We start from the raw sequence: 24,676 nt of genomic DNA on the forward strand, positions 1-24,676 counted from the left end.
ACGGGTACCACCATCGGCGATAGTGCAATTACTCGCAGTGTCGTTGTGCCGTATATTAAATTTAGGAAGACTTTCAATGACACGATCACCTATTCGTGGTGTTGTGTATGTGCTTATTGTCATACTTGGCTTACTTAGCGCATTACCCAACCTATTACCACATTCAATAAACCAACAATTACCTCAGTGGTACACCTCACATACATTATCTTTGGGCTTAGATTTGCAGGGTGGCTCTCATTTGCTGCTTGAGGCTAATGCCGATGCACTTGTCAAAAAGCAGCTCGATAGCTTCTCAAGCGATTTGTTTAGTGCGTTAAGAGACGCCAATATTCGTTATTCAAAGAAGTCTAGCGATCAATCAAACAGTATCAGTTTTACCCTTCGTAATAGTGATGATGCGCGAAAGGTCAAAGAAACTGCATTTCAGGTATCTGCGCAACCATCTGGCTATGGGGCGTTAGACGTTAGCATCGACAATGCTAACGTTCATCTTGCACTAAGTGAGTTGTATACCCAGCAGCTACTTAAAGATGCGCTTAATCGAAGTGTAGAGGTGGTGAGAAAACGATTAAATGAAACAGGACTTACAGAGCCAAGCGTAACGCTACAAGGCAGTGATGCCATACTTGTGCAAATGCCTGGGGTGTCGGATCCCACTCAGGTCAAAAAACTATTGGGTACCACTGCACAAATGACGTTTCACTGGCAAGCAAATAGCCAGTCCACAGCATCAATGACAAAACAAGATGAGTCGGGCAATACTTATCGTCTAGAGCAGCGCGTTGCTCTAGAAGGTGAGCATATCACTGATGCTGCCGGGGTGCTCAGCAGTGAAACAGGCCAACCTGTAGTTACGTTTAAGCTAGATAGTACAGGGGCGAAACAGTTCTCTAGCATGACGCGGGAAAATATAGGTCGAGTGCTTGCTATTGTGCTAGATGACAAGGTGGTAACAGCCCCCGTTATCAATAGTGTGATTCCTGGGGGACGTGGTGAAATTACAGGTAATTTTACGTTACCCGAGGCGCATAATGTTGCCCTTATGCTGAGAACGGGCGCGCTACCTGTACCACTTGATATTGTAGAAGAGCGCACAGTAGGTCCCGATTTGGGCAGTGACGCTATTCAAACTGGCGTAGAAAGTGGTGTGGCCGGTGCTTTATTGGTGCTCGCGTTCATGGTGGCGATTTATGGACGATGGGGAGCTATTGCGAGTTTTGCGTTGTGTATTAACATGGGCTTAGTATTTGGCGCTCTCACCTTATTTGGTGCCACACTGACACTACCTGGTATTGCGGGGATTATTTTAACAATGGGAATGGCAGTGGATGCCAATATCCTCATAAATGAGCGCATCCGCGAAGAGAGCCGAAAAGGGCGCCCTGCAACTAGTGCTATCAATGTCGGTTTTGATAAAGCCTTTGCCACTATTGTGGACTCAAACTTTACTACCCTCATTGCAGTAAGTTTACTTTTTATGTTTGGTAGCGGGCCAATAAAAGGCTTTGCCATCACCATTGCGCTAGGTTTGATTTCTTCCGTATTTACCGCAGTGGCATTAACAAAAATGTTGATGCTCTGGGTTGTGAAGTACCGAAAAGGTAAGCCGGCCACACGAACGCCTTTAACGTTTTCATCACCATTGCTACGAATGAGTGACAGTTTAAAAGGCATTAACTTCTTATCGAAACGCAAAATAGCGCTGACACTCTCTGTTGTGCTAACGATGGCGTCGATAGGCCTTTTTGCGAAACCGGGGCTTCACTATGGCGTTGATTTTACGGGCGGTACCATGATTGAGCTAACGGCCCCTAAGTTGTCAACTGACGAACTGCGCAATGCAATAAGAAGCAGCGGTTTTGAACAGGTGGCAATCCAGGAGTATGGCAGCGAGCATCACTATTTATTGCGCGCACCGCTAGCAGAGGCGCAGAGTAACACGCAAGTTGATGGTAGCAAGGTATCTTATACTGACTCACTTAAAGCCGCGATACAAAACGCTGACAGTCACGTTTCGTTCGATAAGGTAGATGTTGTGGGTCCGAAAGTAAGTGGTGGGTTTGCTGAGCTATCCATTTTGGCACTGCTAATAGCGGGAGCGGGAATGTTGGTCTACTTATGGGCGCGATTTGAGGCGCACTTTGCAACTGCGGCACTGTTAACGGTATTGCTCGACCTTACTAAAACGGTTGGATTTTTCGCGCTTACAGGCATCGAGTTTAATTTAACCGCTGTTGCTGCGCTTTTAGCACTCATTGGTTATTCAATTAATGACAAAGTAGTCGTGCTTGACCGCATACGTGAATTGCTGCGTATAGACCCTACAAAGCCACTGGCAGACACCATCAACGACGCAGTAAACAGTACGCTAAGTCGAACCGTTTTTACATCGGTCACTACGCTACTTGCGCTTTTACCTATGGCACTTTTTGGTGGCGATGCAGTCGAAAGTTTTGCCGTACCCATGGTTTTTGCCGTGGTCATAGGCACCTCTTCAACATTGTTTATCACGTCAACTTTGCTGTACATGTTAGGAGTGCGTCGCGAGCAACAAGGAAAAGCACAGTTAAAACCTACGTCAGAAGAGATTCAAGCGTCACTGGCGCACATACCATAGTTAAGCAAAGGTCCCCAAAATGTTTGCAGTAGATCACATTTTATTACTTAGTGCGGTACTTGCCATCATTGGCGTGCTGGCAAGTAAGCTGTCTCCGCGTTTTGGGGTACCTGTTCTGGTGCTTTTTTTAGGCGTTGGCATGCTTGCTGGAGAAGACGGCATCGGGCGAATATTCTTTGACAATGCTGATGCTGCTCATGCTATCGGTACATTTGCACTAATTCTTATTTTGTTTGACGGTGGATTACAGACGTCCAAAAAGTCGATTGTACAAGCATGGAAGCCCGCTGCATTGTTGGCCACGCTTGGCGTAGTGGGCACTGCGGTAATCACAGGGATTACGGCAATGTACGTGCTTGAATTGCCCCTGTACAAAGGGTTGCTAATTGGCGCCATAGTGGGGTCGACGGACGCCGCTGCGGTATTCTCGGTGTTGCGCAATGCTGGTATTCGCATACCTGAAAAAGTGAAATCTACTTTGGAGCTTGAGAGTGCGTCTAACGATCCAATGGCTATATTTCTTACCATAGGACTTATTTCCCTAATACAAAACACCAGTACAACGCCAAGCGACTTACTGGTGCTTTTTGTAAGTCAAATGGGAGTAGGGGCTGTGGTGGGTTTTGCCATCGGAGGATTGGCAGTATGGCTATTTCGGCGCATTACACTTATGGCAATTGGTCTGTATCCCGTTTTTGTAATGCTATTCGGCGTATTAGCGTTCGGTTTGGCGGCTAACTTAAACGGAAGCGGCTTTTTGGCAACCTTTATAACCGGCGTTATTGTTGGTAATAGTCGATTTGCTTATCAACGCAACACCTTTGTGTTTTTAGATGGGTTGGCATGGCTTGGACAAATAGCGATGTTTGTTATTCTAGGGCTATTAGTTACACCTACAGAGCTTTTTGTTAACTGGAAAGAAGGGCTACTAATAGCGATTGTATTGATTTTTATCGCAAGGCCATTGGTTGTAATGCCGTTACTACTACTTACTCGATTTTCTTTCAAAGCGTCGCTTTTAATTTCATGGGTTGGGCTAAGAGGCTCAGTACCCATTATCCTTTCAATTTTCCCTCTCATCTTCAATATGGATTATGCGGAACTCATCTTTAACGTCGTGTTCTTCATTGTACTAATATCGGCGCTACTGCAAGGTTCTACATTACCCCTTGCAGCCCGAAAACTTGGTTTGGTGTTAGCCCAAAAGGCCGAATCTTCTAAGACACTAGAAATTGTCAAAATTGCGAAGAATAAACGCGAGTTAATTGAAATTGAGCTTGGCGTTCAATCAACGGCATTGGGCAAGTGTATAAGCGAACTAGCGCTACCACCAGATACCGTTGTTGCCATGATCGCTAGAAATGAAAAAACGCTGGTGCCAAAAGGCAAAACCCAATTAAAAGAGGGGGATCATGTGTTTATCATTACTAAATTAACCGATAAAAGTGCAGTCGAATCGTGTTTTTTCACTAGGCAAGAGTAGCGGCCTTGTTAGAGCATGAACACAACGCAGTGTTTTTTGATTGTCGCTATTAATAAGTACTTCATGTAGAATGCGCCGCGGAGTTGGCCAGGCAACCGTCGCTTTCGTAAGAAAGGGGAGGAAAGTCCGGGCTCCATAGGGCAGGGTGCCAGATAACGTCTGGGCGGCGTGAGCCGACGACAAGTGCAGCAGAGAGAAGACCGCCTAAGCATGTTCGCATGCCGGTAAGGCTGAAAGGGTGCGGTAAGAGCGCACCGCACCTCTGGTAACAGAGTGTGGCGAGGTAAACTCCACCCGGAGCAAGACCAAATAGGATCCCTTAACGTGTGGCCCGCATGGGGATCGGGTAGGTTGCTTGAATCAGTGAGTGATTGCTGATCTAGAGGAATGGTTGCCCACGACAGAACCCGGCTTACCGGCCGACTCCATTCTTCCACTAACCGCTTGAGGTACAAGCGGTTTAGTGCGTAGGATTCACAATTTGGCACAGGTGTGCCAAATTGTGTGACAAACGCGCCTTCATGAAATGCCAGTGAAAACCATGAACCATGGTGAACTGACGCACTTATGAATGCTGTAAAAAGAATCAACTATCTATTCCTTCGAAAGCAAACTTACTACTTTAGATTCAATTTTCTGAGCACTAAAATATACTCAGATATCCGAATATCACTTAAAACTAAGAATTTGGTGTATGCTCTCCAATGTTAAAGGCAACTATGTGCCAATTGCAGATAGTCATAATACAAAAACGCTGATTCACTGCGGTCTGAACACCGAGGCTTTGATACCCAAGGAACTATCAATTACATCTAGGCTATAACGCGGGATGCTAAAACACTCTCGTTATTCATACTGCTCGAGCTGGAGTTGTTGCTGCGCATTATCAACTTCAGCCTTCCTCAAGAGACCGAAAAGCTGTATAAAACTCAGATCAAAGGAGCAACTCTCATATGGCTCAGGACGACAAAATGGATATGACGATGGAAAAGTCTAAGAATGATAGGGCTCGTAGCGACCAAACATCTCGAATTGGTGTGTTCAAAGTAGGTCAAATCGTTTTTAGTGAGTTAGGCTGGATTTTTCGCGAACAGTCAACTTCTGACTATGGCATTGATGCGCACTTTGAAGAGGTGGACGAGGGCGAACCTACGGGTCAACTGATTGCTGTGCAGATAAAAACAGGTGATTCTTACTTCACAGAGACTGATGGCACCGGCTATGTTTTCCGTTTCAGCACTTGGCACAAGCAATACTGGCTGGGTCACAGTCTCCCAACAATTGTTACTTTGGTTCACCCTACAAATGAACTCGTATTTTGGCAACATATAAACCAGTCAACAGTTTTGGATACAGGGAAGGGATGGAAGGTTGTTGTCCCATTTACCAACCGACTTACCATAGACTCCCGCAATCAACTTCTGCAAAGAGCAGAGGAAACTGTAGTTAATAATTCCGATAGTGTAATTGTTGGCCACAACTTCCCATCTTGGACAACAGATGTACAAGATGCGTCAGTTCATTCGTATTTGGAGATTGACCAACGAGAACTTTTTTCAAAAGCAAGCTTAGATGAGCCAGAGCTTCTGATCGCACCAATGCTCAACTGCATGCGAAACGCCAAGCATTGCATTCATATATGCGCACCGTTTGTAGATGAAGACTTTATTGAACTACTTTGCTTACTATCACAATTCGTGGCAGTCAAGCTCATCACGAACGACACGTCAAAAGCTGTGATAGAAAGCTATTTCAAATCTCCTAAAGTCAATTCAAAAGATATTGAAATGCGATCAGGCTCGGACATGCACATCAAGAGTATCGTAATAGACAATGTAGTCCTCTTTGAAACGTCAATGACATTTGTAAATATCTTTGCTCGCAGATCCTCTGACTATCACGAATTCACTTACGAAATTAGAGAAAGTGAAGTTTTGAAAAAATACATTGAATCTTTCGATAGGCTCTGGACAGCTTCAAGACGACTGCAACTACAGAGCTGAGGCAATGCACCAGCCCAATCTATGCCTGAGTAATGAGCTTTCTTGATGATGAAAGCCACCTAACATTCTAACATCAGTTTCTGAATAAGCTGTGCGTATGATTAGATCTCTGCTATTGAAGTATTACTAAGGCAATTAGTCGAAAACTCGAAGATCAGTAGTTCGCTTAAAATAGCTACTCGAATATAAGAGGATGAATGGTTAACTATAGATCGAGTCATTTCACTCAAAGTAAAAAGAACTGAAATTTGTTGCTGTTAACAATAGCCACAGCGAATCAGATTTACCAGAGTAAAAAACCAAAGTAGCTCCGTGTTAATACGGATTAACAGTTGCTACCCTTATGAGTTGCACTAAGCATGCTGAATCGACCAGACTTCTCTAGACACTTAATTGCTTTATAATTATGGGTACTATGGAGATTACTAAATCAACTTGAACTTCACTTTCAACCTGTTTTAAGGAAGTTTCTAGAGTATTCAATTGGCACTTCATCGCAAATACTTACGCCTCACTATGAAAGGCCAACTAGATGTCAGGTGATCTTTTGTCTTCTGTAGTTGCCGACTTTCTTGCTGCCCTGCCCATTCCCCCCCAAAAAAGAAGGGGGAGTTTTTTGAGATGCTCTTACCACAAAAGAGTTGTTACCCGAAGTTGGGTTAGGGTTTTAATATCAGCCAATCCAGCATAAACCATTTTTGATTTGCTGCACGTATCTCTAGCGGATAGTCTCCTTCAATCCATGACGCTTTTTGACGGATGTTAGCAAAACCCTCTTGGTTTGAAAGGGAGATACGGGCAACTAGGTGATGACCTTGCCAGATTTCAAAAGTTGCTCCATCCTCGCCTCTTACGCGGACTTCAATCATGCCAGTGCCACTCTTTTTACTAGTAAAGGCAAACTTCAGCCATGCAGGCAAAAACGGAAATTGGCCCGTCACGTAGTGTTTTGGATTGTGCATAAAGCCCACCGCAGATGCATCATCTTTATCTTGTATCCAAGTAAATTTTTCTGCGAAATATTGCTCTGCTTCGATTTTTTGATCCACTAAAAAGACAGGTGCATTACCCAATTGCGCTTGCCTACTAGCTGGGCTTTCACCTTGGTTGTTGATTGCATAAACTTTGTAACTCACAAACCCGTTTCCAGCTAGGTTATCAACATAGAAATTAGTCTTGATTTTGTCTGCAACTTTTTGCCAATCGCGACTATGCTCTCCATTGGGGTCCAGATAACTGCGATAGACACTGTAATGCTCAGCTTCAGGTTGAGTTTCTTGCCACTCAATACGTGTCTGTGTATCAGAGACAATCGTGCCTGTTACGTGCTTAGGTGCATTCGGCAAAGTCATCATTTGTTCGTGTGTTTTTCTTGCTTTTTTTTGGGCAACATCTAGCTCTTGCAAGAATATTTCCGTTTGCTTGCTTATTGGATATCTTTCTGTGCTGTCTAGCACTAGCCGAAAGCCTTCAATACTGCCATAAAAATCAGCCAGTATAGTGTCAGGGACTTTCACACCGCGAGCTTGCCAATGCCAAGCCTCACCCGCAACATCATATTCTAAGCAGTTTTCAGACTGATCATTATCCCACTTTACGCAAGATTCTTGTAACTCTCTGACATTACCCATCATATCAAACAGGCCTAGTGAATTTGGGCGATACATGCCTACCACTGTCTGATATACAGCGCCATCGTTACATTGTGCACTTATATCGTAGCGGTGACCATGATCGCGTAAAATTCCTGCTACTGAAGCAAAGTCTTCTGTATTCTCGTATTTGCATATTTCGGTTTGCGAGTAGTCTTCACCAAAGTCAAAGCGACTATGCTTACCTTTAGAGGCTGCGTACTGCCACTCATGAAGTTGAGGTAGTCGATAGGGTTTTCCGGTGACCTCTGATAACCATCTTGCGTAGGCTTTGGCTCCTTTAACTCCAATACAAGAGACTGGGTTGAAAGAGTTTGCGACAAGTTCAGGATGATCCCAATTGGCAGGTGTTTCAGGATCAGGCCAACTAGATGGGCTGAAAAGCATGCATTTCTTCGGTACTTCATATCCTGTGGAAGCAATGAAGCGTTTGTATTCCTCTACAGTGACTTCATATTTTCCCATCTGAATGTTTATGCCGCTCTCGGCATTCACAATAGGAATCATTACTGGCTCTATGTGCTGTGCGTTTACACCCGCAGTACTCGCTAGGAGCCCCAAAATGGATAGATAAGATCTCACGTTTTCTCCTTTTTACATAGCGGCATCAGCGATATCTGCTAATGCATTTCCTAGATAGTCCAGTCATTAGGACTAATGGCTGGGTTTTTGATTGAAAATTAAAAAATAGATTTCGCAGTGACTGACGACTGTGTTATTTCGCTTGATGCTGCGACGCTTTTCGATACGATAGCCACTTTACTTTTACCACCCAATAAATTGCTGATAGAATGACAAAAATTACAGGAGTAATCAGAAATTCAATTGTTCTGATGGCTTCAGGAAAGTGTTTTGCTTGTCCCAAAAAGAAAGCGGCAGTAGACATGAAAAGTGGAAAAAACATACGCCATAAATGGCGCACCAATTTGTCAGTCCCACATAGCCCACCTACTTGTAAATAGCGAAAATCTGCTATGGCACAGAATGCCAGTACGCAACCAAAAATAAGGTAAGCCCAGATCCCAAAGCCACCTAGTTTCCCGTCAGGACTTAGGGTGCTCTGGTATGCAAACCAGGCAAAACCAGTCACAAGCATTATGGAAAAGCCAAATAATAATCTATCAACCAAATTGGTTTGCTTATCCGATTGCCTTACGACATTAATTGCCGATAGCACAAAATAACAAAGTACCAGTCCATTCATGATTGAAATGGGAACCTCTCTCACGACAGCTATAATCGTCCCACTTATTCCAAGTATTAGCATGAACGACACGTATAGCTTACCTAGTTTTTTGTGTAAGGCGCCTCCCTTCCGAGTCAAGATAACTGCATACCCAGAAAGCAATACAATGGCGCCGGCTAAGATGTGAATGACTACGGCTATAGAAATCATATTCTTCGTCCTTGACTGTTAATGTGTTGACTGGCTATCAGGTGATAGCAGGAATTCATCTGACTTAAATCCATACATCAACAGATAAAAGGGAACGATCAATTGGGTTATGGATAATGGGAGTTGGATAATGTTGGGAATCGCTGCTTGAAAAAAAGTATGGCCTACCGCGATAAGCTGGCCAAAGGCGGCAGCGATAGCAAATACGCATAGAACCGTTGGTATCATTCGACCTCTTAGCAAGAAAATATAAAAAACAAGCAAACTTGTGCTGGAAATAAAAATAGATAAAAAGTGAGCTTCGTTTCGTCCTGCCGCGATTGAGGTTCTAATTAGCTCCAGTGTGGAAGCAGAGGTATCAGGTTGAAGATCGATTACTGTTGTTAAAAATGTTACGTATTTCGAAAGCTGTGCGTATTCATTCGCACACAGAACAATGCCAGCCGTGGCTGATAGCACCAAAACTCGAAAAGTTCGAAATTGACGCTTAATTTGTTGTTTAGGTAAGAATAATCCAAATACTAAATTAAGTGCACTCACTACAAGCGCAAGCAACGTGGCAACGCCCAAGATAGTATTGATTACCTCAATGGGTGTCTCATTGTTATAGGCCAGAATAGGCTTGAGATAATAAAAATTTAATAATAATCCTAAAGCCATTTGCAATAACATTAAGCAGCCGATGGCCTTAGATGAAGTACACTTCTTAAATATATCTTGCTCAAATATGTCAAACATACAACCATTCCTCAATTTCGTTTGAGATGATCATACTTAACTATTTATGCAGGCTGGGTAACACAGTGTAACAATCGCACGTTATTATTTGTTATTGGCACTATGCTAGGTCAGTATTGCTTTGGACAAACAGCTACGTTGAACGCCCATGACTAAACTTTTGATGATTGATGATGACAAAAGTCTCACACAGAGCCTTTCACTTTTTTTTCAAAAGCACCATTATCGTTTGATCTACGCAAATGACCCCCATGATGGATATGAATTAATAAAGGCCGAGGAGCCAAAGCTTTTATTGTTAGATGTCACGATGCCGACGGTTGATGGCTTTACACTGTGTAAACAAATCAGAAAGACTTACAGTATTCCAATTATCATGCTAACGGCCCGAGGACGACTTGAAGATAAAGTGCACGGCTTTGAGATAGGTGTAGACGACTATTTACCCAAACCTTTTGAGCCTCTCGAGCTTCTGGCACGAGTCCAAGCTTTGTTACGCCGCAGTACACTTCGGGAGGAAAGCACTCTTCAACAGAAAGGCGTTATGTTCTATGCAGGTATAACGATTTATCGTGAGCAGCAACTTGTGAAGATTGATGGAGTCGAAATACACTTATCTGGTATGGAGTTTCATCTTTTAGAGGCTCTCGCATTGCAACCTGAGAAAGTGTTTAATCGAGAGCAAATTACAGGGGTCTTAAGAGGCGTTGAAGTCGATTTATATGGGCGTTCAGTTGACATATTATTGAGTCGACTGCGTCAAAAACTAAATGATTCAGCGGCCTCTCCCAGATTTATTAAGACGATTAGAGGTGTTGGATATACCTTTATTGGGACGCCTTTATGAACTTTTCACACCTTAATTTGTATGCCCGTTTTTTCCTGATATTTACCTTTACGACTATTTCGCTGGCGATTTTAATCATTTTAGGAAGTTTTGCGATTTCTGAAGATGAAGCAGTGGAAATCATAAGAGAGAGGGAGGCATCTTTACATCTGATGATGACAAACCTGGTTTCGGGCCCATTGGATATCGAAAAATTGACGGAGGAAGCCAAGAAAAACCGCGTAGAGATTCAAATTAAGCAGAATGGGGCGTATTGGCGTACAGGCTCGGTGTTACCTCCTCCCGAAGAGCTAAGGCAAGGTGCGATAAGGATTGGTAGGTTGTATTTTAAAAAGCAAAATTCAAACTACTTCCTCTCTGCAGACTTGCAAGATTACAGCATCACTGTAACGTCGAAAATAGCAAACCTAATCGTTTTCCCGGGTTGGATAATATATTGGCCTTGGGTTGGGGTAATCTTTGTCTTTGGATTCAGTTACTGGTTATTGGGGAGTCAACTTGCGCCAATTAATCGAGCTATCACCAGCGCATCAGAGATCAGTGAAGGTAATTTTAAATACCGAATTGATAATCATCCCAATAATGATTTAGGCACATTAACCAGAGGGTTAAACACAATGGCTGAAAAAATAGAGCAATTGTTTGCGGCTAAAACTGAATTATTGCTGTCAGTAAGCCATGAATTGCGTTCACCAATGGCAAGGATGAAAGTTTTACTGGCACTACTAGATAATGGAGAAGTGGAAACGAAGCTTAATAGAGAAATTAACCAAATGGATGAGATCGTAGAGCAGTTATTGGAAAGCGAGCGCCTCAAGGATGCGGGAAATTTACTTAACATCGATACCTACTATTTACCTAACGTTATGTCTGAAATATTACGCCAGTTTAATGAAGAACCCAAAGTACGAGTAGACGGTCACGTACCTGAAATAGCATTGCAAATAGATTTAGGTCGCTTTAAGTTTCTGATCAAAAACCTCATTGAAAACGCATTGAATCACAGCGGAGTGGATTCTCCTGTACTAATCAGTTGCTCAGAAAAGAACGACTTGCTCGCAATAGGCATTAGAGATTTTGGTAAAGGGATTGATGAGCGGGAAATTGAGAGGATATTTGAGCCATTTTCTCAGGCTGGAAATATAGTTAATCGTTCAAACAGCGGAGTAGGATTGGGATTGTATTTATGCCGTCAAATAACACTCGCTCACAATGGTGCTATTGAAGTGCAAAGCGCACTGGGAAAAGGTAGTACGTTTACTGTGCGATTACCTGTCAAAGTTAACTGATAGCCCGCTTGTTAACAAATAGAATTCAAATAGCACCACTATCCATACTCCAATTTGGTTACTTGTAATCTCAGGCTAGACTGATCTTTGTATCAGTCACTTCAAGTGGATCGATTTACTTTTTTTGCTACTTTATTAATACAATGTTTAGCTGAATCAGATATAGCGGCGAGCTGAAAAAAACCATGAATTACGCCCAAATAATGGTCTAAACAAACGTCAACACCATGTGACTGCATTAGTTGATATAGTCGTTTACCTTCATCACACAAAGGGTCAAATTCCGCAGTAATTATAGTGGTGGAGGGGAGTCCGCCAAAGTCACATTTTAATAAGTCTAACTCGTGTTCGATAACATCTGAATCCACATTTGAGTATAGCTCAAAACCAGAGAGTAACGTTTTTGCGGTAATGATATAGTCCGTACCGAATTTCTTGTAACTCTGTGAGCGGCCTTTTGGGTCGAGCATAGGATAAATTAAAATCAAATTTCGCGGTAGCCAACTACTAAAGTGCCTTAGTCTAAGAGTCGTGGCTAGAGCTAAATGGCCTCCCGCGCTGTCACCAATGAATGATATTTTTTGTGGGTTACCACCATACTTGTTTCCATGCTGTTTGATACCTATCACCGCTTGATAAACGTCGTCATGTGCAGCTGGATATTTATACTCCGGCGCTAATCTGTATTTGATGCAGACAACAATGGAATTAGAAAGACGGGCAAGCTGTCGCAGCTGTGGTTGATGTGTTTCAATCCCGCCACTTATAAAACAACCGCCATGAAAATAAATAATTATAGGGAGGCAGACTCCGCTGGAAGGTTTATATATCTTAACCTGAACGCCGTTCAGAATATCAGTAAACTCACTTTCTAATTTTGGGCTATCTCCACCTAAATACGAGGATGCGATATAGCCAGCGCGTCGCTGGTAAACTGACTGCTTTGATGCACAAGGCTTCCCATTTGATTGAAATTCATCTACCAACCTTTTAATGCCTGCCTCTAACTTTTCGTTCACTCATTAAATCCTTAATTAAATTGTATTGATCGTAGTCGAAACAAAAGTTTTTGCGGTAAAAATTAAGACTCTCATAACTCTGGCCGATTTCTTCTTAGGCTTCACTAGATACTAGTTGGACTAGATAATGTTTTCAGCCATTGCTGAATTTGCATCGAAATAAATTCAACTTGCTGAGTGCTCTTGATAATCAAATCGCTATCTTGACGAACTTCATCATTTACTTTTATGTAGATTTCCCTAAGGTAATCGTTATATTTATTTAAGTAGTTCGCTAGGGATTCGGTGGAGTAAGAAGGTGAGGAATTAAGATGCCTCGTTATGACTCGCGATAAACACACTTCCATAGGAGGCTCTAAAAGGACTACATTATCAATTAGTGAAGACATGACCTTCCTGCACTTGCCGAATGGCTCTTCTATAAACAAATAATCTCTGTTGGTAGAGTTCTTTAGTTCTTGTAGTTCCTCCGTTAGTGGCGGCGTTTTAATCGCTGAAAAATCGATACCCGTTTCAAGCCATAACTCCATGGCTTTAGGGTATGTATTACCACTGACATAGTCATCAAAAAACAAGCTATCACAGAATAACTCTTTAGATAATTGATTGATTAAAGATGTCTTACCACTTCCAGAAATACCGCTTATAGCAATAACTTTCATTTTACAATCTGTTTCATCTGCTATGTATGTTAAATTACACACAGTGTCTAGAAGATCTATTTAAAGAGAAGATCACGATAGACATGTGAGTATCTTCTTCAACATTTCTCTTGTTAAGAGACTTTACATTAATACTGCTTAATCGCAGTGTAGGCGGACTCGCTAATTACGAACTCCTGTAAACTGCTCTACAAAATCAACATGCTCTCCGATTTTCAGAGGTTGAATAATAAAATCGGGCTGTACATCTTCTACAACTTTTGCCAGCCGTCTCAGGGGTTCGTTTACATGTTCATACCCAAGAGACCAAGTACCGTAACCCCAGGGAATAAATAATTTGCACCCGAGGTCTTGTCCCGCTTTTACTGCGTCTTCTGGGGACATGTGCATATACCTAGCTGGTCCTGGATAGGCAACTATCGGCATCAAGCATATATCAATATTGCCAATGTGTTGGGCTATGTCTTTAAATATGGGGCTATAGCCCGAATCTCCAGCAAAATAAATACGGGTAACACCATCATCAAACAGCCAACTCCCCCACAGGCTTTCATCAATATCGGAAAAACTGCGGTTTGACATATGATTTGCTGGTAAAAAGTGGATTGTCGTAGCATTGTGACTTGTTTTTGTGTACCAATCCATTTCGATAATAGAGCCTTTATTAAAATTTACGTCATCGGCGTTATCCAGCGGCAAATAAAGTCGGGTTCCATCATTAAATCCATCCAAAGATGAGCTATTTAAGTGATCATAGTGATTGTGAGATATCGCCACACCACTTACGAATGCTAACTGTTCAGCTTTTATAGGAGCTGGTCCCAGTCTTTTGAGTGAATCATCTAAAATACTGCCAAGCCACCCGAAACCATCAAATTCTTCAAATACTGGATCTGTTACCAATGCATCTCCATTACCTAACTGAATCAAAAAACTCGCATGGCCTAACCAAGTGACGCGGTTCACTTGGGTTGCATCTATATCAATGTTCGGAAAAAGCATATCGTCAAACCTAAACCCTACGGTTTTATCGAAACCCGAATAAGCAAATCCAACGATAGATTTCTCTACCTTTTTCTTCTCCTCAGGCAACAAAAACTCCATTTCGTCGTATTTATTGTGCGGACCTTTACCTTGGTATTTTGAGACATATATATTTTGATATTTCGAGCCTGACCTCTTGAATTGAGAGTTTTCTAATCTCGTAATGTCGGGCTGACAGCCGAAACAAAAAAATAAAGTGATAATAAGAGCCACAAATTTCCTAGCTATTGCCATTAATTCTTACATCCAGTAATTGTAAAAAAAGGAATGTACACGCCAGAGCTGTGGAGTCTAAAAGCATTACTCACACATAATGTTTAGCGGAAGTATAAAATGAGTCGCAATTCAAACTTTCTACAGAATTACAGCCTCATGACTTCTTCGCCTAGATGATAAGTAGTCGAAAAAGCGGAGAATACTGACAAGCACACAACTAATTGTTTGGCCGCTAACCCTTTAGTAAAAAGCGGCCAGTATAGGAGTAAAGGTTACTCGTTAATTAGGCTGAGAATACGATCTTGTTATTGTCTAAATCCCTTATGTAAGCTGAATACTTCGGCCCTCGATTTCCAGGTTTGCCTTCACAACTCCCGCCTAGTGCCATCGCTTTTTCATAAAGTCTATTTACTTCATCTTCAGTGCCTACGTTCAATCCGAGCATCGTCCCATTTCCATTTGTAGCTGGCTGCTTGTCAAAAGGTATCGCCAATGCGAAGGCAAAATCTTTACTCTCCCAATATGCCATTCTGTCAGTTCTAAGTCCTTGATTTAGAGTTGTTCCTGCAAAAAGAGCACTATAGAATTGGATAGCCTCTTCCATGTTATTGGTCCCGAGTACACAATAATCTAATTTCATTCTTTTTTGCTCCTTAGAGTTTTACTAACCTAAATGGCTAATTCAAAGTTTTTGAGGTGATTTTCCATGTTTTTCTTTTTCATATCTCTCTGATTTTAAGAGAGTATTAACATCAACAGCGTTGTAGCATATCGCCGGAAGAGATTACTGAGATGAGATTCCGAATACAACGGAAGACATTTCATTGTTACGTTATGTTACATGAGGGGGGATTTAGGATTTTTGTGATGATTGTTAGGCCGTCGTGATTTAACTATGTTTAGACTGCCGAAAATACAGCTTCACATATTCGGATTACGAGAGTCTCAGGCTTTGTAGCTGCCAATGTCAGTTGAACGCAATTTGTTGCCTTATAACCTGTATTCACTGGGTGCAGAATACAGAATTTATATGCTCACTTTATCCTGAATGAAATTCTGGTACGTAAATACTCAAAATGAATAGTTAGCGGCCTGTCAATTTTTACCTTGGGAGCGTAGACGTCTTATCACTGAATTTAAAGAAAGCGACTCTGCCCACGGATATAGGCAATGATATTAATTGCTTGTCCATAACCAGGTATCGCATGGCACAGAAGACTCGGATAGGTTTTAGCCGCGAGTATGGACGGACGAAAATAGAAGAGGTGTTCATTAATAAGGAAGCGTTCTAATTTGGCGAACGATGGCTGAATATATCCCCAGCAATAGTAAAAAATAACTTTGGTCTGCAAGCCTATCAAAATTATAATCAGCTCTAGACCTATAGAGTCGATGAAAACAGCTAACATGAAGGTGTCTGGTCGCATAAGCAACAGTAGCACTGTTAAGGTTGTAACATACATTGATAATGTTGTCTTTCATATTCATTTTTAATAACAACGAGATGCAAAATTTCTCACATTAAAAAACTGTCGCTTACGCACTTCACAGAGACTTTTCGTATAATTTTATCTTTGTACTATACCCTATTTTCTTACGACTGGGTCTCCATCTAATTTTTTGGCGAAAGAAAACGCGTGTCAAATGCATCCACGATTCTTATATTCATCTGCCCATTCCTTAAACCGTTTCTCGTCACGTTCCATATTTTGGACATCTACAGCTTGTCTTTTCTTAGATTTAGGCTGAGGCTTTTCTTGATCAAACGTAACACCAGATAATGTATCTGCAAACATTTCGGGTTTAACGTGACTGTAATGCTGCTCAATCATTGCTGCACTCGTTCCACATTGTCGTGCGATAACGTCCATGCTGGTTCCAGCAAGTATCTGCCAAGTGATCTAGGTATGCCTCAGTGAATAAAGTGTCTTAGGGCCTCTGGGCGAATCTTTGAGCCCGGAGCTTTGTAGTGCTTTTTCAAATGCTTTTCCCAGCTGTGGTGTCGACTCACCGTTCGCCAACAACAATAGTTTTTGGTTAAGCGTGCGCAATGGGAAGAGATATGGATGCCTAATTAATATGTCTACAGCGTCCTGATTGTAGACTACTTTTCTATCTCTATAAGGGCCTAATACCTGTATCTATTGCAATCTTACAGTGGTCATAAAGAGCTGTCGAATTCGCATTAATTCAATTAACGTTAACTATCCTGATAAGTTTTGTGACAAAAGGTGTGCCAATGTATATTTGGTTGGATTGTAACTAATTGCTTTTGCTGGTTTTCATTTTTAGCTGTGGTTGACTTATCGGCCAACTCCACTCTTTTCTATAGCCAAAACTCAGGCTGTTTTTTTAATCCTATACGACTCAAAACCGTCTAATCTGCAAATAAAAGCGCCTAGCTACTTCAATACATTATCATGTATATCTGTACTATTTATGTATTCAACTGATATGACGTAGAGATGCAGATATGATTGTTCAAGCGAGTACAAAGGGGGTCTTGGCTGTCGTGGTTGCCAGTTTTCTTTGGGGGACCACCGGGACGGCAGCGCAATACGCACCAACGATAAGCCCGTTTGCCATTGGCGCATTTGCTATGGGGGTTGGTGGTGTACTCTTATGCTTAACTGCATGGAAAACACTGAAGAAAGACAGCGCTGTCTTGCGCGCTAACCCTTTGGTAGTAATTGCAGGAAGCTGCTGTGTTGCCTTATATCCTCTGGCGTTTTACGCCTCAATGCGACTCTCAGGTGTGGCAATTGGCACGGTTGTTTCTATTGCCAGTGCCCCTCTCTTTGCCGCTGTTTTCGAATACCTATTCGGCAAAAAAAAGGTGTCTTTTAAATGGGTGGTCAGCTTCGTTTTAGGCGCGGTGGGAATTGTGTTGCTAAGTACGAGTAAATCGCCAAGTGTAGTGATGCTACCAGAGACAGAATACAAACAACATGCGGGGATAGTACTGGGGCTGGTAGCGGGAGTGACTTATGCAGGGTACTCGTGGGCAGCCAAGCAACTCATTAATGCTGGAGGGCACTCTAAATCTGCTATGGCGAGTCTTTTTGGCTGTGCCGCTTTACTGCTATTGCCCTCTTTGTATTTCACTGGTGAGCGCTTATTTGCCACACCTATCAATACTAGTGTCGCGCTTTACATGGCGGTCGTACCCATGTTTTTTGGGTATGTACTCTTTGGCTTCGGGTTGCGTTTCATCGAAGTCAGTCAAGCTACATTAATTACGCTCATTGAACCTGTTGTTGCAACGTTATTCGCGATTTTTCTTATTGGCGAAACCTTCTCTGTGCTTGGGTGGCTGGGGATGGCAATGGTGTGCCTGTGCCTCGTCATACAAACAATCAGGTTTCCGCAGCGCTTCAGCCTTAGTAGTACAGTTGCAAACTAAAGGCCGCTATATTGAAAAGTCGGCGTATTTATCAAGTATGGCTTGTATTTGGCCTGTTTCCTGTAAATAGTCTATTGCGTTATTAATGCGGCTTAGTTTGTCTTTATGACGGTTATGAACTCTCAACGCTAACGAACCTTGGGTATGTATTGGGCCCAACGCAATCTTAACTTTGTGTTTTGCCGACCAATAGCGAGCCGCCGCTTCTTCCATAATGATTACATCTATACGCTTTTTGCCTAAGGCTTGCATTAATGTGCTTTCAGACTGGAAATCGAGGCGGTCGAAGTGTTTGTCATTGAAATAGACGTAGCCTGATATCGTGCCAACAGGGTTGCCATAAATACGTTCAGTATCCGCATACAGGTTCTGCTTTTCTGGCAAAGTAATAAAGTACTCTGTGACGGTGAGTATAGAATGAGAGAACGTAAAGTCACCTTGTGGCTCTCCTTCAGGCAACCATCCCGGGCTAAAGAAATCGAAATCTAGCTTACCAGTATTAAACGCCACCATAGCGCGTTTTGTCGACAACATCACTTTTTCAGTTTTAATGCCAGCACGTTCCATAATTAGCGGTAAGATTTCAACCAATATGCCTTTTCTTGCAGCGTCTACTGCGTTTTCATAAGGGACGGAACTGCCTGAGGTACCCAAATTATACTTCAGCACAGCTTCTTCACCGGCTGTGCTGAAAGCAACAAGGTATAACGCCAATGCAACTAGAACCGCCTTCAAAATCATAATGCTATGTTACGCCCGTATCTTGAGTTTCTTGACCTGAATCAGGTGCGCTTGCCCAATACTCTACTTTTTCTACAAGATCGCCTGCCTCAAAGGGTTTGCTAAGGTAATCATTCATGCCTGCTGCTTCACAGCGCTCCTTATCCCCTTTCATTGCGTTTGCCGTTAACGCTATTATTGGAACGTGTTTGTAACGCTCTCCCGCTTCACCTTGTCTTATACGTTGGGTGGCTTCGAAACCGTCCATTTCTGGCATTTGGCAGTCCATTAATATAACGTCGAATGTGGGCTTCATTTTTATAAGTGCTTCTAAGGCCTCGCGACCTGATTTTGCGCTTAACGTTGTGTGGTGATTTAGATGTTGCTTAACAATAATCTGGTTAATGTCATTATCTTCCACAATAAGTATTTTGCGCTTTAGGGCTTTGTCATATGTGGCTATAGTCTTAGTGCGCGCCGGTGCAATAGCTTCTTCAGTTGCCTCTTCTAGCACTACGCAAAAACTGAAGGTACTGCCTTTACCTTTCTCGCTATGCACATCAATATTGCCGCCCATGAGTTCACATAACTGCCTGCTAATTGATAGACCAAGGCCTGTACCACCAAATTTTCGTGTGGTAGAGAGATCTTCTTGAGTAAAGACGTCAAAAATAGTTTGTTGTTTTTCTTTTGCAATACCAATACCCGTGTCGCTTACGCTACACAAGAAAGACAGTTTGCCGTCAGGTCGAGACTCTAGGTTAGCCGTCACTGAGATATTGCCGTTTTCAGTGAATTTAACCGCATTACCAATTAAGTTAGTTAATACTTGTCTTAGCCTTACTTCATCGCCTAGGACCACATGATGATTCAGTAGGTTAAATTGAAAATGTAGGTCTAGCCCCTTTTCTTGACACAAAATGGCATACTGGCTGTGAATACTTTCAAGCGACGCCTCTATATCAAAAGGGGAGTGCTCAATCTGAAGTTGACCTGCCTCTATTTTCGAAAAATCCAGTATGTCGTTAACGATATGCAATAAGCTTTGAATACTAAAATTAGCCAGCGACAGGTAATGTTGTTGTTCACTGTTTAGCTCTGATGATTCAAGTAACTGCAGGACCCCGGAAATACCGTGAATTGGTGTTCTGATTTCATGACTCATACTTGCTAGAAAGCTTGATTTTAAACGTACCGATTCTTCTGCTTTTTCTCTTGCTTCTTGCAGATATTGTTCAGTCTGACGCTGCTGCGTTACGTCCTGCTGGAAACCAATATAATGGGTCACTTCTCCATTTATGGTTACTGGCGTCAGGTTGAGCCTATTGTAGAACGCTTCTCCATTTTTCTTATAATTCAACAAAGTAATTTCTATTGGCTCTCTTTTGGCTACTGCTTGACGAACAGCGTCAATATTGAGGGCATCAGTATCTAGCCCCTGCATTGCTCGGCAGTTATTGCCTATGATTTCATCTTTGTTATAGCCCGTTAACTCCTCAAATGCGCTATTGACGTAAATGACGGGTTGGCCGGGCTGACGAATGTCAGAGATGATTATTGAGACCGTTGCTTCATCGATGGCGTGGCTAAGAATTTGAACATTACTTTCAAGAGAGCGTTGCTTGGTTTCGTCTCCACCTACGTAAATTGTCCCCCTGTTTATACCATTAACATCAACTAATGATGTTTTGGTCCATCTCACAAATAGCTGTCCATTACTTTCAGATAAATGTGTTAATTCAATGGCCTGAGAAGAACTTAAGGCGAGATCAATGCGCTCTATGAGCTCGGGCTTAGTTTCCCGCTGGCCGTCACAAAAGCTATCAAAGCGCTTGTTCGATAGCATGATCTGCCCTTCTTGATCGATAACAACAAGCATGTCGCCCATCGATTCGAGTACATTGGAGAATTGTTCATTAGATAATGATACTTCAGAAAGATCCCAGATTAGCTTATCAAAAGCTTCCCGTATGTCTGCAAGCTCCTGTGCCTCTATAGTAGTTTGAGTTTGGGGCGCAATATTGTCGTGCTTCAATCTGCCTTTGATGTCACGATACAGTGCCGACAAGGTGGACTCTGCCAGTGCGGCGGTGACTTTTAGCATATGGATAATGATGAAAACGAAGCCCACGATCATTGAAAGTAACACAACGCTGATGCCAGCAACTTCTTTGTAGACCGTTATCGTAGGTTTTACACTATACAGTGTTAAATTACGCCATTTGGCTTGCTTTAACGAATACCCATTTGAGTCAAATTCGCTAAGCAAAGAGTTAGGCATTATTACAGTGGGCTGGCTACTAAATAACACTCTACCGTCGCTATCGCTGACCAACTGATTAGTCAACCGAGGGTAAGGCGCCAATAACGACTGTAAACTATCGACATACATAACCAGTGCGCCTTCAGCGACACCGCCAAGCAATACCGGCACACTAATCAGTACGCCATATTGGGAAATAGATGAATAAGGTATAGAGGAGCCAAGTGTTTGCTGACGCCAGGCAGTGTCTAGTGTGCTCGGTAACACCGCATCCCAGTTCTTATCAATAATTTTATTGCCAGCAAAATCGTACAACGCAAATTCGACGGTTTTCGCTTGGGTTAGGTTCAGCGAGCGAAAAAACATTGGCAAGTAATTGTCACGCTGCTGTAAATCGACAAATGCGTTGATGATAATGTCGTTGGCAGCCAAATCAGCTAGCTGACGTGTGGTGTCATTGACTATGAAAGTAAGGTCTTGCTCTAGTCCATCGACTGATTCTTGCTGCAATTGCTCTGCTTGAGTAACCACGTAATGGAACGAAATGGCAAACAACACCAAAGAAGCAAATAACACTAGGGCAATCAGCCGTGGGAGCATGCTCGAGAGAAGGAGTGTCCTTAACCTCGGTCGCTGTTGCTGCATGTATTAATCCATTATTTCTAGATGGCCCTGTTCGTTGAATTTCGTCATGAAATAGTCGTCTGACCAAAGCGCATCATGTTTTTCTTGAGTAAATGGCGGGGTGTAAACTTTTACCGCGCCTTCTACGTTTTCAAGAGACTCAAGTGCCTCTCGCAGTTTATCTACTCTTATACTAGCAGCTTTCTCAGCCGCGGCAGCAATTAAATGCGTTAGGTCAAAAGCGTGAGCAAGCCCAGTTGCACCGTTAATAGTCGTCTTATCAACTATGCCGTATTTCTTATAATAGGCATCGAGAAGCTGTTTGGCTTTTTCCGTTTTAGGCTTACTGAAATGAAATGTTTGAAGCACTGAAATATCAAAACTTCCTATAGGTGTATTAAGCTTCTCAGCAAGCTGCCCAGAAGCAATACCCCAATGGGATATTACTGGCATAGAGGCAATGCCTTGCTGCGCCATTTCATCTAGCACTACGACGCCTTCAGGTACATTGGTAACCAATAAAATTGCTTGGGCCTCACTATTCTTTATGGCAGAAATATCTTCGGCAAAGCTTTTTTGTTGCCAGTTAATCCAATGAATTGACGTTATTGTAATGCCTTGCTGTGCAGCAGCTTTCTTAAGCGATGCTAAGTTAGAACGCCCCCAACCCGTTCGCTCTAAAACCAAAGCAACGTGCTTTATACTTTTTTGCTTCGCGTGCTGGATGAGTACTGAGGCCGCCTCAGAATCTCTTACCGATACGCGAAAAATATTGTTAGGGCTATAACCGTTGTCAATAATAGGTGTACCCGCTGCCCATGGAACCAACATCAGCACATTATTTCTGTGTATTGCTTCTACTTCAGCAAGAACCACAGGTGTGTGCACGCCGCCAATAACCGCAAGCAAGTTAGGGTCTTTGCTTACTGTTTCAATATTGTGTAAGCCTCTAGCTGGATTACCTCGATGATCTTTGGTGACAACGGTCAAATGTCTTCCCAATACACCGCCACGGGCGTTTATTTCATCAACCGCTAATTCCACGCCACGCTTAATCGCAATACCACCCTCAACGGCAACGGCAGTAAAATCTGCATCGATAGCAATGACTAACGGCTCTGATTGCGATTTCGCGTGAGGGGAAGTCGCTACAATAAAAAATGTAAGTAAGAAAATGATAAGTGACGTCGAGCGCATAATATTGCTATCCAAAAAACCTTCCCCAAGTGTATAGCATTGGTTTGTGCGTGTTTAATAAGTTACATCATCCTTTAGTATAGACTTAGCCTAAAGTTTTGGATGTTTATTCATACAATTAACGGTTTTTTAAAGAGCTGTTAAAGGTTTTGACGTATTAGGTGTAAAAAGTGGCATGATTCTACCATTCGCTTATATCTTCGTTGTGTGAAGAAGGTCATTCTTTATTACCCATTGTCATGACCATCATGCGATATGAAATGTGCAAGAATAAGCTGTTTACATACACTAAGTATTACGTTCAAAGCTGTTGAGAATAGTGGGTGGCTCACAGCAATGGGTATCACTGGGAGAAGGTGTGGGAAAAAAGAGTCTGCCGTCAATTGTCGATGTTGAAGCAAGCGGTTTTGGCGCAGTGAGTTATCCTATTGAGATTGGCATTGTGCGCTATGATGGTGCAAAGTGGTGTAAGTTAATTCGTCCTTTTGACTCATGGGTTCATTGGGATAAAGAGGCTGAAGCCTTACACGGCATCTCACAGGCGATGTTACTTACCAAAGGCGTAGACCCAGTCAAAGTCTGTCACGAGTTAAATCACTTCTTGGGAAATACGATGGTGTACAGTGACGGCTGGGTAGTAGACAACCCATGGTTGATAAAGCTCTTCTCGGCGGCGCAAGTAGAAATGACGTTCTCGTGCCGCGCACTGGAGTATATACTTAGCCAAACGCAAATGGAAAAGTGGCATGAAGTAAAATCTGAACTTGCACAAAAACTCGACACTAGACGACACAGGGCAAGCGCAGATGCGTTTCTTATCCAGCAGACCTATGCTGAAACACGTGAATATTCAAACGGTTAGCCACAATGCCGTTTTAAAAAAGATAGTGCACGCCAAGTGATAAGGCCATGTTCTCTTCTTCGCCCACTTGTCTGTGTTCTATTTCTACCGCCATATTTAGCCCCTGATTGTGACCCAATAGCCATCCTAATCGCGTAAATGTGCCTACATCATTGGGCAAATAGAGCCATTCCGCATAATGCTGAAAGGCCGTGTTATTGGTTTTGTAAGTGGCATATACCGATTGGGGGAGGTGGGTATCAAAACGCCTGCTTGCGCTAAGGGTACTTTGCGAACCTGTAGGGTAGGTGAAGCTATTGTCATAGTAATGTGCCTCAGTGGTAGAGCGGACCCGATATTGGGTCTGAAGCTGCCACTTGGCTACTTTTTCACTTTTAAAATAAATAGGACTGTAAGACGCATTAGACACGTCTGCGACTGCGTTTGAAGAGTACAGATTCGACAACAATAATGACAAACATGTGAAGCTTATAGCTGCTTTCATGGCATGCGACCCAAGTTGTTTAGTGAGTGCTTGTTTATGTGTCCAGCGTTATTTCTGACCACCCTGTCGGAACCATTTTTGTAATTGATGCTAGAGCCACCGCGCCACAACTTATCGCAATGTACTATCACACTGTATAAGCATAGCTGTAAAA

General features: G+C 42.6%; 19 protein-coding genes and 1 other RNA gene. 8 read left to right on the plus strand and 12 right to left on the minus strand.

All coding sequences use genetic code 11. The annotated features are described in order from the left end of the window. Nucleotides 1-76: 76 nt before the first annotated feature. The 4 genes from secD (at nt 77) to OZ660_RS03895 (ending at nt 6,106) form a co-directional block, all read left to right on the plus strand. Nucleotides 77-2,620 (plus strand): protein translocase subunit SecD, encoded by a 2,544-nt coding sequence (secD, locus tag OZ660_RS03880; RefSeq protein WP_274742613.1) that lies wholly within the window; start codon nt 77-79, stop codon nt 2,618-2,620. A gap of 19 nt (nt 2,621-2,639) precedes the next feature. Continuing rightward, nucleotides 2,640-4,103 carry a potassium/proton antiporter gene (locus tag OZ660_RS03885; RefSeq protein ID WP_274742614.1) on the plus strand — a complete coding sequence of 488 codons (1,464 nt, stop codon included), beginning with the start codon at nt 2,640-2,642 and terminating at the stop codon, nt 4,101-4,103. Nucleotides 4,104-4,182: 79 nt separating this feature from the next. Then, nucleotides 4,183-4,534: RNase P RNA component class A (rnpB, locus tag OZ660_RS03890), an RNA gene on the plus strand. A 522-nt stretch (nt 4,535-5,056) separates the two neighbouring features. Continuing rightward, the gene (locus OZ660_RS03895) at nt 5,057-6,106 is read left to right on the plus strand and encodes a DUF4365 domain-containing protein (protein WP_274742615.1); all 1,050 of its coding nucleotides are present in this window, start codon (nt 5,057-5,059) and stop codon (nt 6,104-6,106) included. Nucleotides 6,107-6,765: 659 nt separating this feature from the next. Here the strand turns inward: OZ660_RS03895 and OZ660_RS03900 are convergent. From OZ660_RS03900 to OZ660_RS03910, 3 genes are all read right to left on the minus strand, one after another. Then, entirely contained in the window at nt 6,766-8,340 is a 1,575-nt protein-coding gene (locus OZ660_RS03900; protein WP_274742616.1) for a formylglycine-generating enzyme family protein, read from the minus strand. Between the two features lie 133 nt (nt 8,341-8,473). After that, entirely contained in the window at nt 8,474-9,154 is a 681-nt protein-coding gene (locus OZ660_RS03905; RefSeq protein ID WP_274742617.1) for a DUF2306 domain-containing protein, read from the minus strand. Between the two features lie 18 nt (nt 9,155-9,172). Then, a complete protein-coding gene (locus OZ660_RS03910) occupies nt 9,173-9,892 on the minus strand; it encodes a hypothetical protein (RefSeq protein ID WP_274742618.1) in 720 nt (239 codons plus the stop codon). Nucleotides 9,893-10,040: 148 nt separating this feature from the next. On the opposite strand from OZ660_RS03910, the gene OZ660_RS03915 reads away from it, so the two are divergent. Both OZ660_RS03915 and OZ660_RS03920 read left to right on the plus strand, forming a co-directional pair. After that, nucleotides 10,041-10,739: a response regulator transcription factor gene (locus OZ660_RS03915; RefSeq protein ID WP_274742619.1), complete on the plus strand. Its 699-nt coding sequence runs from the start codon at nt 10,041-10,043 to the stop codon at nt 10,737-10,739. Beyond that, nucleotides 10,736-12,028 (plus strand): HAMP domain-containing sensor histidine kinase, encoded by a 1,293-nt coding sequence (locus OZ660_RS03920; RefSeq protein ID WP_274742620.1) that lies wholly within the window; start codon nt 10,736-10,738, stop codon nt 12,026-12,028. Before OZ660_RS03915 ends, OZ660_RS03920 begins: the two co-directional genes overlap by 4 nt. A gap of 101 nt (nt 12,029-12,129) precedes the next feature. On the opposite strand, the gene OZ660_RS03925 is transcribed toward OZ660_RS03920, so the two are convergent. The 5 genes from OZ660_RS03925 to OZ660_RS03945 all read right to left on the minus strand — a co-directional run bounded on the left by OZ660_RS03925 (nt 12,130) and on the right by OZ660_RS03945 (nt 16,840). Beyond that, entirely contained in the window at nt 12,130-13,047 is a 918-nt protein-coding gene (locus tag OZ660_RS03925; protein ID WP_274742621.1) for an alpha/beta hydrolase, read from the minus strand. Between the two features lie 104 nt (nt 13,048-13,151). Beyond that, on the minus strand, nt 13,152-13,709 hold the full coding sequence (locus OZ660_RS03930) for a hypothetical protein (RefSeq protein WP_274742622.1): 558 nt from the start codon (nt 13,707-13,709) through the stop codon (nt 13,152-13,154). Nucleotides 13,710-13,871: 162 nt separating this feature from the next. After that, nucleotides 13,872-14,966 carry an MBL fold metallo-hydrolase gene (locus tag OZ660_RS03935; RefSeq protein ID WP_274742623.1) on the minus strand — a complete coding sequence of 365 codons (1,095 nt, stop codon included), beginning with the start codon at nt 14,964-14,966 and terminating at the stop codon, nt 13,872-13,874. A 286-nt stretch (nt 14,967-15,252) separates the two neighbouring features. Next, complete coding sequence (locus tag OZ660_RS03940; RefSeq protein WP_274742624.1) at nt 15,253-15,609, minus strand: VOC family protein; 357 nt, start codon at nt 15,607-15,609, stop codon at nt 15,253-15,255. Between the two features lie 1,000 nt (nt 15,610-16,609). After that, nucleotides 16,610-16,840 (minus strand): hypothetical protein, encoded by a 231-nt coding sequence (locus tag OZ660_RS03945; RefSeq protein ID WP_274742625.1) that lies wholly within the window; start codon nt 16,838-16,840, stop codon nt 16,610-16,612. Nucleotides 16,841-17,442: 602 nt separating this feature from the next. Here OZ660_RS03945 and OZ660_RS03950 point away from each other — a divergent pair. After that, nucleotides 17,443-18,372: a DMT family transporter gene (locus OZ660_RS03950; protein ID WP_274742626.1), complete on the plus strand. Its 930-nt coding sequence runs from the start codon at nt 17,443-17,445 to the stop codon at nt 18,370-18,372. 6 nt (nt 18,373-18,378) lie between these two features. Here OZ660_RS03950 and OZ660_RS03955 read toward each other — a convergent pair whose 3' ends face one another. The 3 genes from OZ660_RS03955 to OZ660_RS03965 are packed head-to-tail and all read right to left on the minus strand — an operon-like array spanning nt 18,379 to nt 23,191. After that, on the minus strand, nt 18,379-19,113 hold the full coding sequence (locus OZ660_RS03955) for a substrate-binding periplasmic protein (protein WP_274742627.1): 735 nt from the start codon (nt 19,111-19,113) through the stop codon (nt 18,379-18,381). Between the two features lie 4 nt (nt 19,114-19,117). Further along, nucleotides 19,118-22,000 (minus strand): ATP-binding protein, encoded by a 2,883-nt coding sequence (locus OZ660_RS03960; RefSeq protein ID WP_274742628.1) that lies wholly within the window; start codon nt 21,998-22,000, stop codon nt 19,118-19,120. A 3-nt stretch (nt 22,001-22,003) separates the two neighbouring features. Continuing rightward, on the minus strand, nt 22,004-23,191 hold the full coding sequence (locus OZ660_RS03965; protein WP_274742629.1) for an ABC transporter substrate-binding protein: 1,188 nt from the start codon (nt 23,189-23,191) through the stop codon (nt 22,004-22,006). Between the two features lie 343 nt (nt 23,192-23,534). On the opposite strand from OZ660_RS03965, the gene OZ660_RS03970 reads away from it, so the two are divergent. After that, nucleotides 23,535-24,038: a 3'-5' exonuclease gene (locus OZ660_RS03970; RefSeq protein ID WP_202263849.1), complete on the plus strand. Its 504-nt coding sequence runs from the start codon at nt 23,535-23,537 to the stop codon at nt 24,036-24,038. A 13-nt stretch (nt 24,039-24,051) separates the two neighbouring features. Here the strand turns inward: OZ660_RS03970 and OZ660_RS03975 are convergent, their stop codons facing one another. Continuing rightward, nucleotides 24,052-24,522: a hypothetical protein gene (locus OZ660_RS03975; RefSeq protein WP_202263852.1), complete on the minus strand. Its 471-nt coding sequence runs from the start codon at nt 24,520-24,522 to the stop codon at nt 24,052-24,054. Between the last annotated feature and the right edge of the window lie 154 nt (nt 24,523-24,676).

This window comes from Alteromonas sp. 009811495 (genome assembly GCF_028865455.1).
Classification (GTDB): Bacteria; Pseudomonadota; Gammaproteobacteria; order Enterobacterales; family Alteromonadaceae; genus Alteromonas.

Bases quoted from the DNA above. Each gene is read 5' to 3' on its own strand.
- OZ660_RS03950 (WP_274742626.1), top strand. From the start codon at position 17,443: ATGATTGTTCAAGCGAGTACAAAGGGGGTCTTGGCTGTCGTGGTTGCC.
- OZ660_RS03905 (WP_274742617.1), bottom strand. From the start codon at position 9,154: ATGATTTCTATAGCCGTAGTCATTCACATCTTAGCCGGCGCCATTGTA.
- OZ660_RS03910 (WP_274742618.1), bottom strand. From the start codon at position 9,892: ATGTTTGACATATTTGAGCAAGATATATTTAAGAAGTGTACTTCATCT.
- OZ660_RS03895 (WP_274742615.1), top strand. From the start codon at position 5,057: ATGGCTCAGGACGACAAAATGGATATGACGATGGAAAAGTCTAAGAAT.
- OZ660_RS03885 (WP_274742614.1), top strand. From the start codon at position 2,640: ATGTTTGCAGTAGATCACATTTTATTACTTAGTGCGGTACTTGCCATC.
- OZ660_RS03915 (WP_274742619.1), top strand. From the start codon at position 10,041: ATGACTAAACTTTTGATGATTGATGATGACAAAAGTCTCACACAGAGC.
- OZ660_RS03930 (WP_274742622.1), bottom strand. From the start codon at position 13,709: ATGAAAGTTATTGCTATAAGCGGTATTTCTGGAAGTGGTAAGACATCT.
- OZ660_RS03955 (WP_274742627.1), bottom strand. From the start codon at position 19,113: ATGATTTTGAAGGCGGTTCTAGTTGCATTGGCGTTATACCTTGTTGCT.
- OZ660_RS03920 (WP_274742620.1), top strand. From the start codon at position 10,736: ATGAACTTTTCACACCTTAATTTGTATGCCCGTTTTTTCCTGATATTT.
- OZ660_RS03960 (WP_274742628.1), bottom strand. From the start codon at position 22,000: ATGCAGCAACAGCGACCGAGGTTAAGGACACTCCTTCTCTCGAGCATG.
- OZ660_RS03945 (WP_274742625.1), bottom strand. From the start codon at position 16,840: ATGGACGTTATCGCACGACAATGTGGAACGAGTGCAGCAATGATTGAG.
- OZ660_RS03940 (WP_274742624.1), bottom strand. From the start codon at position 15,609: ATGAAATTAGATTATTGTGTACTCGGGACCAATAACATGGAAGAGGCT.
- secD (WP_274742613.1), top strand. From the start codon at position 77: ATGACACGATCACCTATTCGTGGTGTTGTGTATGTGCTTATTGTCATA.
- OZ660_RS03975 (WP_202263852.1), bottom strand. From the start codon at position 24,522: ATGAAAGCAGCTATAAGCTTCACATGTTTGTCATTATTGTTGTCGAAT.